This window comes from Anaerobutyricum hallii (assembly GCF_900209925.1).
Taxonomy (GTDB): Bacteria; Bacillota; Clostridia; order Lachnospirales; family Lachnospiraceae; genus Anaerobutyricum; species Anaerobutyricum soehngenii.
Map to the genome: position 1 here is coordinate 251,400 of NZ_LT907978.1, position 18,248 is coordinate 269,647.

Genomic DNA, 18,248 nt, shown 5'->3' on the forward strand with positions numbered 1-18,248 from the left:
ATGATGGCACAATTAGTCTATTTTAAAGAATGGTTAACAACTTTATATAAGAGACATATAGAGATAATTTTACCGATATTGAAGTTGCTTTTTGCTTTTTTTGCACTGAGTATGTTTCAGAGAATGTTTTATTATAATGAATTTATTGATAAACCATGGGTGTTCCTGGCAGTTTCAGCTGTGCAGGCTTTTTTACCAATATCGTTTTTGTATTATGCGATATCTATATTGATTATGATAAATCTGTGGAATGTTTCCATGGATATTTTTCTGGGATTTGTAATTTTCTTTATCATCTGTTCCCTTGCATTTATACGAGTAGATAAGAAGCATGCGATAATTATTATAGCTACAGTGCTTTTATTTTATTTAAAGCTGGAGTATCTTCTGCCGGTACTTTTAGGGATGAGCGTTGGTTTTGGAGCGATTCTTCCGGCAGCGGCAGGAATTGTGACGTACTTTTTATCAGTATACATGACAGATGTAAGTACATTGCTTACGACCTCTACAAGTTCTAGTTTTGGAATGGGACTACAGCGAATAGTTAATCTGATCTTAATTGATAAGAAGCTGCTGGTGCTTCTTGTAACATTTGCTTTGATTATTTTTATAACAACATTACTTTGCCACATATTTTATGAAAGAGCATGGATGTTTGCTATTTTTGTGGGAAATATAGCAATGGTACTGTTATTGTTATTTGGAAGATTGATTTTTGAACTGGATTATACGATATGGCGGCTGTTTCTTGAGGTAATACTGGGAATTGGATGTTGTTATATTTATCGATTCTTTAGGGGAATCGGAGATGTGTCCAGAATCGAGAAGGTATCTTTTGAGGATGACGAATATTTTTATTATGTAAAAGCAGTTCCCAAGATTAAGGTTACAGAGAAAAACAGGAATGTAACGAATATTAAGTCCGAAGAAAATGAGGATGACCTTCTGTTTGATGACATAACGGAAGATTCTGATTTGCCTGACAAGGATGGGAAGGAAGCAGAGAAAGAGTGAAAGGGCTAGATAATAGATTATGCAGTTAATAAGTATAGGACAATTTCACAAAGTAATAGAAAAGTATTTATATTGGCTGTCTCTTCCGTCAATTGGTTTTACAGATATTCTGGAGATTATCATTATCAGTGTGATCGTTTACCAGATGTTGAAGTGGGTACAGCTAACAAGGGCATGGACGTTGTTTAAGGGTATTATCATGCTTTTGCTTTTTGCCCTTTTTGCGGCAATATTCCAGCTTAATACAATATCATGGCTGCTTTCTAATTCGCTCAGTGTTGGAATTACAGCGGCGATCATTATTTTTCAGCCGGAACTTAGACGGGCATTGGAACAGTTAGGACGGAAGAAGATCTTCAGTAATATTTTTTCATTTTCAGCCGGAGAGTATGAGGGAAGACAGTCTGCGTTTACAGAAAAGACGATCAATGAAGTTGTACGTGCTTCTTATGAAATGGGTGAAGTTAAAACAGGAGCTTTAATTGTCATTGAGCAGAATGTAGCACTTGGGGAGTATGTGCGTACAGGAATCACTATAGATGGTCTGGTAACCAGTCAGTTGCTGATCAATATTTTTGAACATAATACACCACTTCATGATGGAGCTGTTATTATCAGAGGGAATCGTATCGTATCAGCGACTTGTTATCTTCCTCTTACAGATAGCATGGATATTGGAAAAGAACTAGGAACAAGACACAGAGCTGCGGTGGGAATCAGCGAAGTCTCAGATAGTCTGACGATCATTGTTTCAGAAGAGACTGGTGCAGTATCACTTGCAAAGGATGGAAGATTATATAAACATTTGCAGAAGGAAGAACTTGTAGAAAAGCTTCAGCAGTTAAAAGTTGATGATACAGGTAATGCAGATGTATTTAAAAAATGGAAGGACTTGTTGCGGAATGAAAAGTCAGAAAAATAATATGTGGATGAAGATACTTTCTGTCGTCATAGCAGTCTTAATATGGCTTTTTGTGGCAAATACAAACGATCCGGTAATTACGAAGAGGTTTTACAGTATTCCTGTAAAGATTACGAATGAGGATGCGCTTACAAAACGAGGATATGCTTACGAAATTCTCGATGGTGAAGAAGTCAATATTACAGTAAAAGGAAAGAGCAGTATTGTACGTTCCATGGGAATTACAGATTTTCAGGCGGTTGCAGATTTTTCAAAGCTGTCTAAAGTTGATGCAGTACCAATTGATGTTACGGCAAAGAAGTACGCCGATCAGTTAGATATTACATTGGGAACAACAAACACGATGAAGATTAAGAAGGATGAAGTCGTGACGATCAGTGTTCCGGTCAACATTACAGTAAAAGGAGATCCGGCAGAAGGATATGCTGTTGGTCGAGCTACAAGTACCCCGAATCTGATCAAGGTAAGTGGACCGGAGAATTTACTTTCTTCTGCGAAAGAAATTCGTGCAACGGTCAGTGTAGATGATATTTCTCATGATGTTACAGCAACAGATAAGCCGGTGCTATATGATGAGGAAGGTAAGAAGATAAGCAACAACCAGATAGAATTTGATACATCATCCATAAGTATTTATGTGGAACTGTGGAAGACGAAAACCGTAGATGTAAAGCTCTCTTATACAGGGGAGCCTGCAAAGAATTATCATCTGGTTTCGTTTGACTATGAACCAAAGCAGATCACGATCGCAGCACCGGATGATACATTAGAAAGTCTGGACTCTATTACACTTGACAGTGTATCCATTGATGGACTCAAGGAAAATTATGAGAAGGATATTGATCTGACACAGGCAGTGCTTCCGGATGATGTGATATTAGCCGGAGACGATGCAAATGACGTGAAAGTCAAGGCAACGATTGAAAAGATAACTTCTCATAAGTTGTCGTTTGAGAAAAAAGATATTAATGTAACAAATAATAGTAATGGTTACAAAGTTGCTTATGATAAGGATAATGACTATTCGATCCTGGTAGATGGACCATCCTCTGTTGTGGATAGTCTGGCGATAAAAGATTTTGTTCCATGGATAGATGTGAATGGTTTAGAACCCGGAACACATGAAGTATCTTTGCACGTGAGAGATGTTGAGGGAGTTACCGTAGGAGCCACAACAAAGCTCAAGATTACTTTAAAAGAAAATAAGTAACTGTTCAGACTTGATCAGTAGATTCATTTGTGCGGCTTCTTTATAGAATACCGCACAAATCTGATTAGTTACAAATAGTGGATTTGATGAATTGAGGAAATGATTATATGAGACAAAAAACAGAAACAATGCTTTGTGCTGCTTTCATGGAACTACTGAAAAAGTGTCCCTTTTCAAAAATCACGATACAAAAGCTTGCCGGTCAATGTGGAGTGAACCGGCAAACTTTTTATTATCATTTTGACAATATATACGACCTGATGTCAAAAGCATTTGAATATGAACTGGTACATGAGAGCCGCATATATGAAGAAGTAACCTGGGAGTATGCTATGAGCAGGTTCTTACAGTGGATAAAAGATAATCGCGTGATCATTCGAAATATTTTGACAAATGCAGAGCTGCCATATTTAAAAAAAGCTATGTATCCGCTGATTGCAAGGAGCATATCCTGTGGGTATTTTTCAAAAAATACAGAGGCGTTTTTAGAGAAAAAGCAGGAAGAATTTTGTAATGATTTCTTTACATTAGGAATTACACAATATGTTCTTGAATGGGCAGAAAATGATTTCAGAGAACCGGTAGAAGATATCATCGCCCATCTGTCATGGCTTTTACAGAAAGTGTATGTATAAAGTGTCTGCATAGGAGGGTAAAAATGATTTCCAGTACATCCAATATAAAAGTAAAAAATATTATAAATCTGAAAAAAAGTGCAAAGGCAAGAAAAAAAGAAAATTGTTTTCTGGTAGAAGGTCCCAGAATGTTTTTTGAGATTCCGAGAGACAGAGTTGTGGAATGCTATCTCACAGAAGAATTTGCCGGGAAATACGATAAAGAACTAAGAGGATGGAACTACGATCTTATCAGTGAAAATGTATGCAGACATCTTTCTGATACGAAAACTCCGCAGGGAGTCATCGCAGTAGTACGAAGAGAAGAACCTGACATTGGAGAACTCATCAATAAAGAAAAGAATCCATGCTTTTTTCTCTTAGAAAGTCTTCAGGATCCGGGTAATCTTGGAACAATTGTAAGAACAGCAGAAGGCGCCGGAGTAACAGGAATCATCATGAACAAAGAAACGGTGGATATTTATAATCCCAAGGTAATTCGTTCTACGATGGGAGCGATTTTCCGAGTTCCTTTTGTTATTACGGATGATCTTCCTCAAGTAGTTGAACAATTAAAACAGAAAGGAATTTCTGTGTATGCAGGACACTTAAAAGGAGATGTGTTTTATAAGCAGGATTATCGAAACGGCAGTGCTTTCCTTATAGGTAATGAGGGAAATGGACTTACGGATGAGATTACTGCTTTAGCAGATCATAAGATAAAGATTCCGATGAAAGGAAAGGTAGAATCTTTAAATGCAGCAGTGTCTGCCACGATTCTTATGTACGAAACAATGCGTCAGAGAGAATTTATATCCGACGTGCAGTAGAAGTATGGGGCTGTCGCACTATTGTTCCAACTTTAGACTATTGAAAAACACAGAGAGACTCCATATATAAATCCACACTAGTTGAAGTACTTCGTCGGATTGTGTCCAGGTCAGTAAGACAAGGGATTGTCTTCTTCCCTTGGATACAATCTCTCCTCGTTCTTCAAATAGTGCAGATTTATATATGGGGTCTCTCTGTGTTTTATTTTTATTTTATCTCGGAACAATAGCCCGACAGCCATTTGTGTAAAGAAAATTAAGGAAGTGGTCATACAAAATGTAGTATGATTAAATAAAAAAGAATCAATAAAGTAGACAAAACGACCATTCAGATAAAATTGTTAAAAAAATAATTATTTAATCTGCTTTAAAAACGACAAAAAAATTGTGCATTATCATGCAAAAACACAAAAGAAACATACAAAAAATGTAAATTGTCTAAATACATCGCACAGAAATTATGTTAATATAAGAGCAGAGGTCAGGAAGGTATTGGGCTTGACCACAACGTAATGAATTATTTTAAGGAGGGTTTACTTATGGCTAAGTACATGATGGCGTTAGACGCAGGAACAACTAGTAACCGTTGTATCTTATTTAATGAAAAAGGTGAAATCTGTAGTGTAGCGCAGGAAGAATTTACACAGTATTATCCACAGCCAGGCTGGGTAGAGCATGATGCAAAGGAGATCTGGCATACACAGTTATCTGTAGCACGTCAGGCTATGGAAAAACTTGGTGTTACAGCAGCTGATATCGCTGGTATCGGTATTACTAACCAGCGTGAAACAACTATCGTTTGGGATAGAGAAACAGGAATGCCAATCTATCATGCAATCGTTTGGCAGTGCCGTCGTACATCTGAATACTGCGATTCCTTAAAGGAAAGAGGATTAGTAGATAAGATCAGAGAAAAAACAGGTCTTGTTATTGATGCTTACTTCTCAGGAACAAAGATTCACTGGATTCTTGAAAACGTACCTGGAGCAAGAGAAAGAGCTGAAAAAGGCGAGTTAATGTTTGGTACAGTTGATACATGGTTAATCTATAACCTGTCCGGAAGAAAGATTCATGTAACAGACTACTCTAACGCAGCAAGAACAATGTTATTTAACATTAATACTCTTCAGTGGGATGATGAGATTTTAGCAGAATTAGATATTCCTAAATCGATGCTTCCAACACCGAAACCATCAAGTGAAATTTATGGTATGACAGATGAGAGCCTCTTCCAGGGAAGAATTCCTATCGCTGGAGCAGCAGGTGATCAGCAGGCAGCTTTATTTGGACAGACATGTTTCAATCCTGGTGAAGCTAAGAATACATACGGAACTGGTACATTCATGTTAATGAATATCGGTAAAGAAGTTAAATTATCTGAGAATGGTCTTGTAACTACAATCGCATGGGGACTTGACGGCGAAGTTAACTACGCATTAGAAGGTTCTGTATTCGTAGCAGGTGCAGCTATCCAGTGGTTACGTGATGAAGTTAAGATCGTAGACGCAGCTCCAGATTCTGAATTCTTCTGTAACAAAGTTCCAGATACAAACGGATGTTATGTAGTTCCTGCATTTACAGGACTCGGAGCTCCTCATTGGGATCAGTACGCTCGTGGATGTATTGTAGGTCTTACACGTGGATGTAACAAAGCTCACATCATTCGTGCTACAGTAGAATCTCTTGCATATCAGACATATGATATCCTTGAAGCTATGCAGGCTGATGCAGGCGTTAAGTTAGCAGCTCTTAAGGTTGATGGTGGAGCTTGTAAGAATGACTTCTTAATGCAGTTCCAGGCAGATATCATTGATGCTCCTGTACATCGTCCACAGTGTGTTGAGACAACAGCTATGGGTGCTGCATATCTTGCAGGTCTTGCAGTTGGATATTGGAACAGTAAAGAAGACGTTATCGCTAACTGGGCTATTGATAAAGTATTTGATCCTGAGATGGATGATGATCACCGTCAGAAATTACTTAAAGGCTGGAAGAAAGCTGTTAAGTGTTCCTACGGATGGGCAAAAGAAGATTAGTTAGACTTGATTTGATTAATAAGAATTAGCCATTTAGTTACATAATAAAATGCAAGGAGGGATCCATTTATAAAATGGGTCTCTTTTTGTGTGTCAGTTTTTTCTTTTAAGCTCATGTATTTCTCAGTACAGAAAGACACTGAGAGTGCATTAAATTTGTATTTATCTGGTTATTCACTTGATTATGCATAATAAATATGATAAATTCAGAGATTAGAAAGAGTTGTAAAACGATAAGGAGATTGAAATATGGCAAATATAATTTCAGATGAAACAATCGAATATGTCGGAATCCTTGCCAAGCTGGAACTTTCTGAGGAAGAAAAGGAACAGGCAAAGAAAGATATGGCAAATATGCTTGACTATATTGATACATTGAATGAACTTGATACCAGTGGAGTGGAGCCGATGAGTCACGTATTTCCAGTGAATAACGTGTTTAGAGAAGACGTTGTTACAAATGAAGATGACAGAGAAGAGATTCTGGCGAATGCGCCGGAAGCGAAGGACGGAGCTTTTGTAGTTCCAAAGACTTTTGATTAGGAGGAAAGATATGGGGCTTATGGATTATACAGCTGTTGAGCTGGGTAAGAAGATTAAAGCAGGAGAAGTATCTGTTTTAGAAGCTGCGAATGCGGCCATGGATGCTATTAATGCTTTAGAAGATAACTTTAATTGTTATGTAACTGTACAGGAAAGAGAAACTATACAGGCAAAAGCGGAAGAACTTCAGAAGAAGATTGATGACGGAACCCTTACAGGTCCACTTGCCGGTGTTCCGGTTGCAGTGAAGGATAATATGTGTACAAAGGGAACTCGCACAACCTGTAGTTCTAAGATTCTTGAGAACTTTGAGCCAACTTATACTGCAGAGGCAGTTCTGAATCTTGAGAAAGCCGGCGCACTTATTATTGGTAAGACCAATATGGATGAGTTCGCGATGGGCAGTACAACAGAAACTTCTCATTATGGAGTGACAAAGAACCCATGGAATGCAGAGCATGTACCAGGCGGCTCTTCAGGTGGTTCGGCAGCAGCAGTTGCAGCAGGAGAGTGCAGCTATGCGTTAGGTTCAGATACGGGTGGATCGATTCGCCAGCCGGCTTCTTATTGTGGTATTGTCGGAATGAAGCCTACGTATGGTACTGTTTCCCGTTATGGACTCATTGCATACGGCTCTTCTCTTGATCAGATCGGACCGATGGCGAAGGATGTAACGGACTGTGCAACTATTCTTGAAACAATCGCATCCTATGACCCGAAAGATTCTACTTCTGTCAAGAGAGAAGATTATGATTTTACATCTGCTTTAAAAGAGGATGTAAAAGGAATGCGCATTGGAATCCCAAAAGATTATATGGGAGAAGGACTGGATGAGGAAGTAAAGGCAGCCGTTCTTTTAGCCGCAAAGAAGTTAGAAGAAAAAGGTGCCATTGTAGAAGAGTTTGATTTAAGCCTTGTTGAATATGCAATTCCTGCTTATTACGTTATTGCTTCTGCAGAGGCAAGTTCTAATCTTGCACGTTTTGATGGTGTGAAATATGGATATCGTACAGAAAGTTACGAAGGACTTCATAATATGTATAAAAAGACTCGTTCCGAAGGCTTTGGACCTGAGGTAAAGAGAAGAATTATGCTTGGTTCTTTCGTGTTAAGTTCAGGTTATTATGATGCATATTACTTAAAAGCGCTTCGTACAAAGGCATTAATTAAGCAGGCATTTGATAAAGCATTTGAAAAGTATGATGTCATTTTAGGGCCGGCAGCACCAACAACGGCACCGAAGCTTGGTGAGAGCTTAAGTGATCCGATTAAAATGTACCTGGGAGATATTTATACCATTTCTGTAAACCTTGCAGGTCTTCCAGGAATCAGCGTACCGGGCAGCCTTGACAGCAAAGGCCTTCCGATCGGTATCCAGTTTATCGGTGATTGCTTTAAAGAAAAAAATATTATTCGTGCAGCATATGCATTTGAGCAGAGTCGTGAATTTGTAAATTGGAGTCTGAACGGAAAGGAGGAAAAGTAGAATGAGTAAACAATATGAAACGGTCATCGGTCTGGAAGTCCATGTAGAACTGGCGACAAAAACAAAGATTTTCTGTGGATGCAGCACTGCTTTTGGTGGCGCTCCGAATACACATACCTGCCCGGTTTGTACAGGTATGCCTGGTTCCCTTCCTGTATTAAATAAGCAGGTTGTAGAGTATGCCGCTGCTGTAGGTCTTGCAACAAATTGTACGATTACACAGTACTGCAAGTTTGACCGTAAGAACTATTTTTATCCGGACAATCCGCAGAACTATCAGATTTCTCAGCTCTATCTTCCAATTTGCCGCAATGGCCAGGTAGAGATTAATGTAGACGGAAGAAAGAAGAATGTAAGAATCCATGAGATTCATATGGAAGAAGATGCCGGAAAGTTAGTACATGACCCATCTACAGGTAATTCCTTAGTAGATTTTAACCGAAGTGGTGTTCCGCTGATCGAGATCGTATCAGAGCCGGATATGCGCTCAGCAGAAGAAGTTATCGCATACCTTGAAAAGCTTCGCATGATCATCCAGTATCTTGGAGCATCTGATTGTAAACTTCAGGAAGGATCCATGAGAGCGGATGTTAACTTATCTGTCCGCGAAGTGGGAACAGAAGAGTTCGGAACAAGAACAGAGATGAAGAACTTAAACTCCTTCAGCGCAATCGCAAGAGCAATCGAGGGAGAGATGGAACGCCAGATTGATTTAATTGAAGATGGTAAGAAAGTTGTACAGGAAACAAGAAGATGGGATGATGATAAAGAATATTCTTATCCGATGCGTTCCAAAGAAGATGCACAGGATTATCGTTACTTCCCGGAACCAGACCTTGCACCAATCGTAATTTCAGATGAATGGTTAGATGAGATTCGCAGTCGTCAGCCAGAATTTCGTGATGAAAAACAGGCACGTTATAAAGAACAGTTTGGTCTTCCTGAATATGATATCAATATCATTACAGAAGATAAAACACTTACCGACTTATTTGAATCCTGCATCGAACTGGGTGCAGCTGCAAAAGAAGTATCGAACTGGATTATGGGAGACATTATGCGTCTCTTAAAAGAAAAAGAAATGGAAGCTTCTGACATACATTTCAGTCCAGCAAATCTTGTTAAAATGATTCAGATGATTGAATCTGGAGCAATTAACCGTAAAGTAGCCAAGAAGGTATTTGAGGCAATCTTTGACGAGGATGTAGATCCAGAAGTTTATGTAGAAGAGAACGGATTAAAGACTGTAAATGATGAAGGCGCATTACGAAAGGTAATTGAAGAAATCGTTGCGAATAATCCAAAGTCTGTAGAAGACTATAAAGCTGGAAAGAAGAAAGCAATGGGATTTTTTGTAGGTCAGACAATGAGAGCCATGAAAGGAAAAGCAGACCCGGCAATGGTAAATCAGATTCTCAAAGAAATATTAGATTAATACTAATTTGTAGATTTCGTGTAGACGAAAAAAGAAATAATACCATATCCCATCTGCTCTGTAGTCGCTGTGTTTAAAATGCTCGTTCGAATCTTAAACACGCTCCGAAGCCGCATCTGGGATATGGTATTATTTCTTTTTTCTGACTATACAAAACTCACAGTTGGTGAGAATTAGTATTTTTGTTTGAGGAAAACATGGGGTTTCTCCAAAAGTCTATGGATTTTGTTAGGAGAATTTTTTCTCTGGTTAACTCTCATAATCTTCTGGGCAATTTCCTTATTCCCATCCAAGCTTTAAATACTAATTTCCATCTGGAGCCAAACAACAGAAAAGCAGAAATTTAATAGAAAAGGAAATGTGATGTCGGAGCGAATAAAAATGCCGGTCAGGCATTTTCTACGAAGCGACTATCTTCACATTTCCTTTTCTATTAAATTTCTGCTTTTCGTTTCTTTAGTCCATCAAATTAGTATTTAGAAAGGAATATTTATGTGTGAAAAGAAAGTACCTGTATTAAATTTTATGACGAAGAATCGAGATACTCGTTTTTTAAAAAGCTATACATTGAATTATACAAATACAGAAGGCAATGAAAAATTATATGAAATGGTAAGTAACTTTGATTATGAAAAGCCGGAGGAAATTGGACAGAAAGCTTCAGGTGTGGTAATTGTTGGTTTTTGCGGAGAGAAACTTCTTCTTTTGCGAGAGTTTCGCATGGGGGTGAATCAGTTTATCTACAACATGCCGGCAGGACATTTAGAAGAAGGAGAATCGATAGAAGAGTGTGCCGGGCGGGAGCTAAGAGAAGAAACAGGACTTTACATCAAAAAAATCTGTAAAATACTCCCGCCAGCCTATGCTGCACCAGATTTAAGTGATTCTTCTGCCTGGGTTGTCATAGCAGAAGTAGAAGGGGAATTTAATCCACAGACAGAGGCAGACGAATATATCCAGCCGTTACTTGCAGACAGAAAACAGCTTGAAAAATTATTAGAAACGGAAAAATTTTCAGGAAGAGCGCAACTGATGGCGTATTTTTTCTGTAAATTAGGAAAAAAATTATTAGTTTAGTAAAAAAAGGTGGAGAGCATAAGGAAAATTTGATATAATAAGTTTAAAATTAAGAGTATAGACAAAGAATAAAGATTTGTCTGAAAATAAATTTACATTATACGAAGGAGGGAAAAGATTAGTAAGTGTGAAGTTAGATAAAGAATAGTTGTAGTTTTTGGAGAGGAGAGCATATGAAAAAGTTAAAGAAAAGTATTGTGTGGATGCTAGTAATGTTACTGGTATTTTCTATTGTTCCAGTATCTGGAACATCTCATGTGGAAGCAAAAAAAGCAGTTAAAGTTCAAAAGATAAATTTAAACAAGAAGGTTTATACCTTAAAGAAAGGGAAAAAGATAAAGTTAAAAGTCTCTATTCTTCCTAAAAAAGGGAAAAAGAGTAAGTTAATGTGGTCATCAAGCAAGAAAAAAGTTGCAACAGTGACAAATAAAGGTGTTATAAAGGCGAAGAAGAATGGAACGACTAAAATTACAGTTAAAGTAAAGGGGACAAATAAGAAGGCAGTTTGTAAGATTATCGTGGGTGTTCCGGTAACAGCAGTAAGATTGTCAAGTACAGTGCAAAAAATTACAACAGGGCAGAGTTTTAATCTAAAAGCATCTGTTTTGCCTACAAAGGCAACAACAAAAGCAATAAGTTACAGCAGCTCTAATTCTAAAGTAGCATCTGTCAATGCTTCTGGAACAGTAGTAGCTGTGGGAGAAGGAACAGCAGTTATTAGTGCAATAGCTAAAGATGGAACGGATAAAAAGGCAAGTTGTTCTGTAATAGTAACCAAACTAGCACCTAATAATCCAGGAAAAGATGAAAGTAATGGAGAAAGTAAGCCTGCTCCGATAAAAGTTGAAAAGATTTCTATTTCAGAAGAAGAAAAAAATCTGGTATTAAAAAAAGAAGAAAGTATTCAGCTTCATCCAACTGTACTTCCGGCGAATGCCAGCAATAAGTCATTAGTCTATAAATCGGATAATAATTATGTGGCTAAGATAGATGCTAATGGTAAAATTACTGCTGGAACAGTTGCGGGACAGACCAGAATAAGTATTTCATCTGCGGATGGTAAGATTAGTGAAGATGTGGTAGTGATTGTAACAGAGGCTGTTACAGGAATTAAGTTAAGTAAACGCGAATTACAGTTTTATTCTAATTCTGCACCAGAGCAGCTTACAGCTGAAGTATTTCCGGAGAATGCTACAAATAAGAGTGTTTTGTGGAGTACATCAGATGAAAAAATTGTAAAAGTGTCTGATAATGGACTTGTAACACCGGTGAAAAAAGAAGGAGAAGCAACAATTACTGCCAAAACAGTAGATGGAGACTTTGAAGCAGTATGTAAAGTGACGATTTCTTCTGGTATGAAAGTAACAACAGCAGCGGCTCTTAATGAATTGATTCAGGGAAATGAATCATATAAGATTATTCATTTTTCTACGGATGAAACTGGTATGATTACATTACATTCCCCACAAGATGAAGATAAATTTAAAGATACCATTTTGAAAATTGATGCACCAAATGCGACAATTGTAAATCATGTTTCATTTAAAAAAGTAGAGATTATCCGTATTGCAAAGAATACATATGAAGAGAATAAGGATAACTCTATTCTTGTTTCGGCTCCAGAAAGTCATATTATAGTACAAAAAGAAGCAAATGTTGATTTAGAATTAGGTAAAACGGCTAATGATACTATTGTGGAGAATAACGGAATAATAAAAAATTTAGAAGTTAATACCAAGGGGAAAGTTCTGTTACAGGGAACGTCATCTCAGGATAAAATTCCTGTTAAGATAAACGAAAAGGTTGAAATAGCAACATCGAAACCACTTTCTATTACTGCCGAGCAAAAGGCGAAGCTTATTTTAAAAGCAGGCGCTGAAGGAACAGAGGTAAGCAGTTCAGATAAAAAGAATATTCCTGCTGTAAGTGGAATAGGAAGGGTTACGGCAAATATCAGCAATGCCAGTGGAATAGCAGATCAGATGATAATTATTGCAGACAAGACAACAGAAGATGTTGGTGCAGTAATTATTTCTGCATTAAAAGGCGTTGTTACAAATACCGATGGAACAGGTGTAAAGAATGTAAAAGTGTCGCTTGTTGCTTACAAAAAAGATTTTAATATTGGTGATTTTTCAGATGCAGATGTAATTAAATTTGCTAAGACAAATGAAGATGGCGAATACATAATAGAGTCTGTAGAGGCTGGAAATTATTATCTAATTATCCAAAAAGATGGATATTATGATACTGTTCAGACATGTACTCTTTCTAATGTAGAAGGAGAAGTAAATAATGAGCGACATACGATAACTTCAAAAGAGCAGGAAATGCTTCCAGGAAGTGTCAGCGGTAAGATTATTGATAGTGTTGATGGAAAAGCAATAGAGGGATTGACAGTTCGTATTAGAAAAGGACAGAACAATCTTACAGGAGAAGAAGCGTCTGAAGAAGTATATACTGATGCAGAAGGTAAGTATAAAATTATGGATTTAGATCCTGGAGTATATACAATACAGGTAATTGACCTTCGAAATAGTGGAGAACATAAATATATCAGTGCATCATTTAATGTTTATATTGAGTCAGGAAAAGAAGCAACCAATGCAGGTACTGGCTTATCTCCAGTTATAGAATCTGAACAGCTTCGTTTTGTTCTTACATGGGGAAATGAAGAATCTGGTGCACCAAGTGATCTGGATTCTCATTTGGTTGGACCAAAAGCTACATTAGGTCAGTTCCATACATATTTTTCGGATGAAGCATATATGGAAAATGATAATAAATATGCAGATTTGGATTTGGATGATACAGAATGGGAAGGACCAGAAACAACTACAATCTATCAAAAGAGTTCTGGAAATTATTATTTCCTAGTGCATGATTATACGAATAAGGAATTAGAGAACAGTACTGCACTAGCTACTTCTCAGGCAAAAGTAGAAGTATATTCTGGAAGTCGCCTAGTAAATACATTTTATGTTCCAAACCAGCAGGGAACACTGTGGGCTGTATGTTCTTATAATTCAGTGACTGGAGCAGTTACTCCAATAAATGAGATGACATATGAAGGTGAACCAGAAAGTGTAGGCTCAAATTATTATTATGGTGATTTGAAGGTTACAGGAATTAAAACAAACGATTTTGTGAAAAAAGCGACAGTAAATGGTGGAGCAATAAGAATTTATGTGGCCTCAGATGACATTGACAATCATTTAAGTGATATTGTTCCGGAAATCAAACTGAGTGGTGCAGCATATAAAGTTGAAAACGATGAAGAGGATGGTCTTGTTCTTACTATCACTGATGAAAAAGGTCTTGAGAGGACATATCACATTAGATATAGTATTGATTATGGAAATAAATACGTAACTTCTTTCGAGATAAATGATAATGTGAAAAAATACTACATTTATGAAGAAGATAATGAAATAGATCTTTATATGAAATATAAAGACTTGTCTTTAGAAGAAGTACAAAAAACAATCAAGCCAATCACAAAGCAGTCAGGTGTTAATACCAGTGTAAAGGAAGAAGATGGAAGTTATTATCTTGTACTTACGGATAATGATGGAAGTAGCAGATCCTATAGGTTATCCATATATCAATATTATGGAGATATGAAGATAGAATCTGTTGCAGGAGATCAGATTACAGAAGTTGAAACTGATGATGGAGATAATTATATTACTCTTTATGGAAAGGCAGATTCCCTTGATGAGATAAAAGATAAACTAAAGTTTACATTTGGAGTAGATGTAAAAGACAACACAGGTGTTGTTTATGATGAGGATGCAGGTGATTATGTAATCACTGTAACTTCAGACTACGCATCTATAACATATACTATTAATTATTATTTTGATTATGGCAATCTGTGCGTGACTAACGTAACTTCTAAAAATTCAGAAATAATTGATGAAGATGATATTAGTATAAGTTATGCCAAGATTTATCTGAACATACGTAATATAAATCCTTCAGAAGAGCTGATTGATGAATATCTTACATTTGATTTTGGAACGGATACTACAACTGGTAAAGTTGTAAGAGATGGAGATAGTTATCAATACATAATTACGGATAGTGTAACTGGTAAATCAAGAACTTATGATATTGAATGGGATACATATTATACGGATGAATACAGTGTTACGAGTGTACAATCAACAGATGAAGATATCTTACAAGATGTAGAGATGTATAACGATGCCATAGAGATATATGGTGCAAAAGATTCATTAGAGGAGATGCTTCCATTGCTAACCTTTAAGTGTGGAGAAAACGTGATTTCTCAGGAGATAGAAAAAACAGAGGGCGAAACATATCTTGTATTAAAATGTAAGAATAATGTTACGAGAAAGTATAGATTGTACTTTGATATGAGTTATGGATCATTGTATATATCTGATATATCCAGTACAAGTGAACAGTATAACGGGAGTGACTATGAATCGGATTCGAATGTGATTACTATTAGCGGAACTGCAGAGAATTTTGCAGCTTTAAAGGATACAATGGATATTCATATTGCAGAAGATGGTGCAACATGGAAGATTAGTTCATGTGAAGAAGATGGAGAAACAGTCTATTATCTCACATTAACAGGAAGTAAATATAATAGAACATATAGAATTTATTATAGTTACGAAGGAGAACAGGAAAGTTAAAAAAGCGAAATGACAGACAGTTAGTGTAAAATATGTGATATATTACGATAAAGCATATTAAGCATTAAAAACAAAAAACTCGAAATTTATAGTATGTAATAACTGTGCTTTAGAGCCGATTTAAAATGCAAAGTGGTATTTTAAATATAGCAATGTGAGGTAGTTTTACATAATATGAATTTCGGGTTTTATTTGTTTTAATTATACATTTGTGCTATCATTGGAAAGACATATGAAAAAGATTTTTTCTTCAGAATGAGGGGAAGAAAAACGAAAGGTTGGAATGAATTAAGATGAATAAATTAAGAAAGAGAAAGGCAGGAATCAGGACTTTCTTCAAGGGAAAACATGGAAGGAATTTCTTGCTGGCGCTAGATGTTTTACTGGCAGTTGCCTTTTTTGCAAAGCCGGATCTATATTATAATCCGGAAGCTCCGAAATTTTTTGACCGTTTTTATGCAGATTCTCTCATTATCTGTGGCGGTCTGTGGGTTGCTCTGGTTTTTCTGACTGTGAAGAAGATTCATTTTTCAGCAGAAGTAAATAAGATTTTGACGTATATTGCAGGGATCGCAACACCATTTATGGCTTTTTTATGGTTGGAATTTTATAATGATGCACAGTTTTGGGTGCCGATTTTCAGTATTCCATTTTTGTATCTGATATTAGATATTATTGTGTATTATGTGATATATGTTTTATTTTTGCTACTTTTTAATAGCATACGAGGAGCTTCTATCTGCATGATTATTGTGACAGCAGTGTTTGGGATTTTTAACTATGAACTGACATTATTCCGAAGCATGTCATTTATCGCATCAGATATTTATTCGCTTGTGACGGCAGTTTCTGTAGCAAATACTTATCAGTTACAAGTTGATGTTGACACAGCGGAATTTTTTATGATGACACTTGTGTTGGTTGCACTTCTGTTGAAGCTTGATAAAGAGAAGCTTTTTAAATGGAAGGGACGGATTATTTATACTTTAGTATCCTGTATGATTTTTGCTGGATTTACACAAGTATATGTGTACAGTGATTATCTGGAGAATATAGGAGTGGATTTTCGTGTATACCGCCCGCAGTATAAGTATCGTTATTATGGAACGTTGCTTACAACGATGCGGACATTTGGTTATCTTCATGTGACACAACCGGAAGATTATTCGGTGAGTACAGTTAAGAAAATTACAAAGCAGTATACGGATAGTGAATCCGCTGAATCTACTGAATCTACCGAAACTAAGAAACCGAATATAATTGCAATTATGAATGAATCTTTTGCGGATTTAAAGGCAGCAGGTGATCTGCAGGTTTCTCAGGATTACATGCCATTTTTCCGTAAATTAAAGGAAAATACAATCAAGGGATATACATATTCTTCTGTATTTGGCGGTAATACAGCTAACTCGGAATTTGAGTTTATGACGGGAAATACACTTGCATTTTTACCAGATAACTCTGTTCCATATCAGCTTTTTCTTAGAAGTAAGACAGCAGGATTGACACATACATTAAAAAATCAGGGATACAGTCCATGTTATGCGCTGCATCCATTTTATAAGACAGGTTACAGCAGGTATAAAGTATATCCATTAATGGGATTTGATAAATTTTATACGTCTGATAATTTTTCAGTATTTACAGATACGGTAAATTACCATATTACAGATTCGGAAGATTATAAAAAGCTTATTAGCCTTTATGAGAATCGAACCGATAAAGATAAGCCATTTTATTTATTTAATGTAACGATGCAGAATCATGGAAGTTATGATGGAAGCACTTTAGAAACAGGGGATGATGTACAGATTGAAGGTGATCTACAGTCGTATTCTAAAGCAGAGCAGTATCTCAACATGATTAAAATGTCCGATAATGCATTAAAGGAACTCGTTCATTATTTTGAAAAAGTAGATGAGCCGACTGTTATCGTATTTTTTGGAGATCATCAGCCGGATTTAGAAGAAGATTTCTATAATAAACTTTTGCATACAGATATTCAGAAGTTAGAAGGAGAAGAGCTGGAGAAACTTTATAAAGTTCCATTTTTAATTTGGGCGAACTATGATATTAAAGAAGAAAATGTGGAACGTACCAGTAACAACTATCTTTCGACATATCTTGCAGAAGTAGCAGGCATTAAAAAAACAGGTTATCTTGAATATTTAACGAAACTCAGGGAAGAAATTCCGGCAATTAATGCTATCGGATATTGGGATAAAAATGGAAAGTTTTACGGGGTGGATGATAAAAAATCTCCATATTATGAATTGATACATCAGTATAATCTGCTTGAATATAATAATCTCTTTGGGAAAGATGATCAGCAAAAAGAATTTTTTTACATAAAAAATTAGTGTTTTCTATGTTGCAGCTATTTTCGCATTCATGAATTTTGTTTGGTAGAA

General features: G+C 36.5%; 12 protein-coding genes. All 12 read left to right on the forward strand.

The genetic code is table 11. The annotated features are described in order from the left end of the window. The 12 genes from EHLA_RS01150 (at position 1) to EHLA_RS01205 (ending at position 18,197) form a co-directional block, all read left to right on the forward strand. Positions 1-1,014 carry a hypothetical protein gene (locus tag EHLA_RS01150; RefSeq protein WP_123864825.1) on the forward strand — a complete coding sequence of 338 codons (1,014 nt, stop codon included), beginning with the start codon at positions 1-3 and terminating at the stop codon, positions 1,012-1,014. A gap of 19 nt (positions 1,015-1,033) precedes the next feature. Then, positions 1,034-1,936: a diadenylate cyclase CdaA gene (gene cdaA / locus EHLA_RS01155; protein WP_096239000.1), complete on the forward strand. Its 903-nt coding sequence runs from the start codon at positions 1,034-1,036 to the stop codon at positions 1,934-1,936. Further along, on the forward strand, positions 1,917-3,146 hold the full coding sequence (locus tag EHLA_RS01160) for a YbbR-like domain-containing protein (RefSeq protein ID WP_162290847.1): 1,230 nt from the start codon (positions 1,917-1,919) through the stop codon (positions 3,144-3,146). Before cdaA ends, EHLA_RS01160 begins: the two co-directional genes overlap by 20 nt. 107 nt (positions 3,147-3,253) lie before the next feature. Further along, positions 3,254-3,781 (forward strand): TetR/AcrR family transcriptional regulator, encoded by a 528-nt coding sequence (locus tag EHLA_RS01165; protein WP_096239002.1) that lies wholly within the window; start codon positions 3,254-3,256, stop codon positions 3,779-3,781. 23 nt (positions 3,782-3,804) lie between these two features. After that, complete coding sequence (locus EHLA_RS01170; RefSeq protein WP_096239003.1) at positions 3,805-4,590, forward strand: TrmH family RNA methyltransferase; 786 nt, start codon at positions 3,805-3,807, stop codon at positions 4,588-4,590. Positions 4,591-5,129: 539 nt separating this feature from the next. After that, positions 5,130-6,626, forward strand: coding sequence for a glycerol kinase GlpK (glpK, locus tag EHLA_RS01175; RefSeq protein ID WP_096239004.1), 1,497 nt, complete (start codon positions 5,130-5,132; stop codon positions 6,624-6,626). A gap of 249 nt (positions 6,627-6,875) precedes the next feature. Continuing rightward, positions 6,876-7,169 carry an Asp-tRNA(Asn)/Glu-tRNA(Gln) amidotransferase subunit GatC gene (gatC, locus tag EHLA_RS01180; protein WP_021907520.1) on the forward strand — a complete coding sequence of 98 codons (294 nt, stop codon included), beginning with the start codon at positions 6,876-6,878 and terminating at the stop codon, positions 7,167-7,169. A gap of 10 nt (positions 7,170-7,179) precedes the next feature. Continuing rightward, positions 7,180-8,655 carry an Asp-tRNA(Asn)/Glu-tRNA(Gln) amidotransferase subunit GatA gene (gatA, locus tag EHLA_RS01185; RefSeq protein ID WP_096239005.1) on the forward strand — a complete coding sequence of 492 codons (1,476 nt, stop codon included), beginning with the start codon at positions 7,180-7,182 and terminating at the stop codon, positions 8,653-8,655. A 1-nt stretch (position 8,656) separates the two neighbouring features. After that, positions 8,657-10,090, forward strand: coding sequence for an Asp-tRNA(Asn)/Glu-tRNA(Gln) amidotransferase subunit GatB (gene gatB / locus EHLA_RS01190; protein ID WP_096239006.1), 1,434 nt, complete (start codon positions 8,657-8,659; stop codon positions 10,088-10,090). Between the two features lie 492 nt (positions 10,091-10,582). Further along, positions 10,583-11,167 (forward strand): NUDIX hydrolase, encoded by a 585-nt coding sequence (locus tag EHLA_RS01195; RefSeq protein WP_096239007.1) that lies wholly within the window; start codon positions 10,583-10,585, stop codon positions 11,165-11,167. 173 nt (positions 11,168-11,340) lie between these two features. After that, a complete protein-coding gene (locus EHLA_RS01200; RefSeq protein ID WP_096239008.1) occupies positions 11,341-15,837 on the forward strand; it encodes an Ig-like domain-containing protein in 4,497 nt (1,498 codons plus the stop codon). Positions 15,838-16,130: 293 nt separating this feature from the next. After that, positions 16,131-18,197, forward strand: a complete 2,067-nt coding sequence (locus EHLA_RS01205) for an LTA synthase family protein (protein WP_096239009.1) — start codon at positions 16,131-16,133, stop codon at positions 18,195-18,197. The last annotated feature ends 51 nt before the right edge of the window (positions 18,198-18,248 follow it).

Coding starts and splice junctions, on each gene's coding strand:
- gatC (WP_021907520.1), top strand. CDS start 6,876: ATGGCAAATATAATTTCAGATGAAACAATCGAATATGTCGGAATCCTT.
- EHLA_RS01150 (WP_123864825.1), top strand. CDS start 1: ATGATGGCACAATTAGTCTATTTTAAAGAATGGTTAACAACTTTATAT.
- gatA (WP_096239005.1), top strand. CDS start 7,180: ATGGGGCTTATGGATTATACAGCTGTTGAGCTGGGTAAGAAGATTAAA.
- gatB (WP_096239006.1), top strand. CDS start 8,657: ATGAGTAAACAATATGAAACGGTCATCGGTCTGGAAGTCCATGTAGAA.
- cdaA (WP_096239000.1), top strand. CDS start 1,034: ATGCAGTTAATAAGTATAGGACAATTTCACAAAGTAATAGAAAAGTAT.
- EHLA_RS01200 (WP_096239008.1), top strand. CDS start 11,341: ATGAAAAAGTTAAAGAAAAGTATTGTGTGGATGCTAGTAATGTTACTG.
- EHLA_RS01195 (WP_096239007.1), top strand. CDS start 10,583: ATGTGTGAAAAGAAAGTACCTGTATTAAATTTTATGACGAAGAATCGA.
- EHLA_RS01170 (WP_096239003.1), top strand. CDS start 3,805: ATGATTTCCAGTACATCCAATATAAAAGTAAAAAATATTATAAATCTG.
- EHLA_RS01160 (WP_162290847.1), top strand. CDS start 1,917: ATGAAAAGTCAGAAAAATAATATGTGGATGAAGATACTTTCTGTCGTC.
- EHLA_RS01205 (WP_096239009.1), top strand. CDS start 16,131: ATGAATAAATTAAGAAAGAGAAAGGCAGGAATCAGGACTTTCTTCAAG.
- EHLA_RS01165 (WP_096239002.1), top strand. CDS start 3,254: ATGAGACAAAAAACAGAAACAATGCTTTGTGCTGCTTTCATGGAACTA.
- glpK (WP_096239004.1), top strand. CDS start 5,130: ATGGCTAAGTACATGATGGCGTTAGACGCAGGAACAACTAGTAACCGT.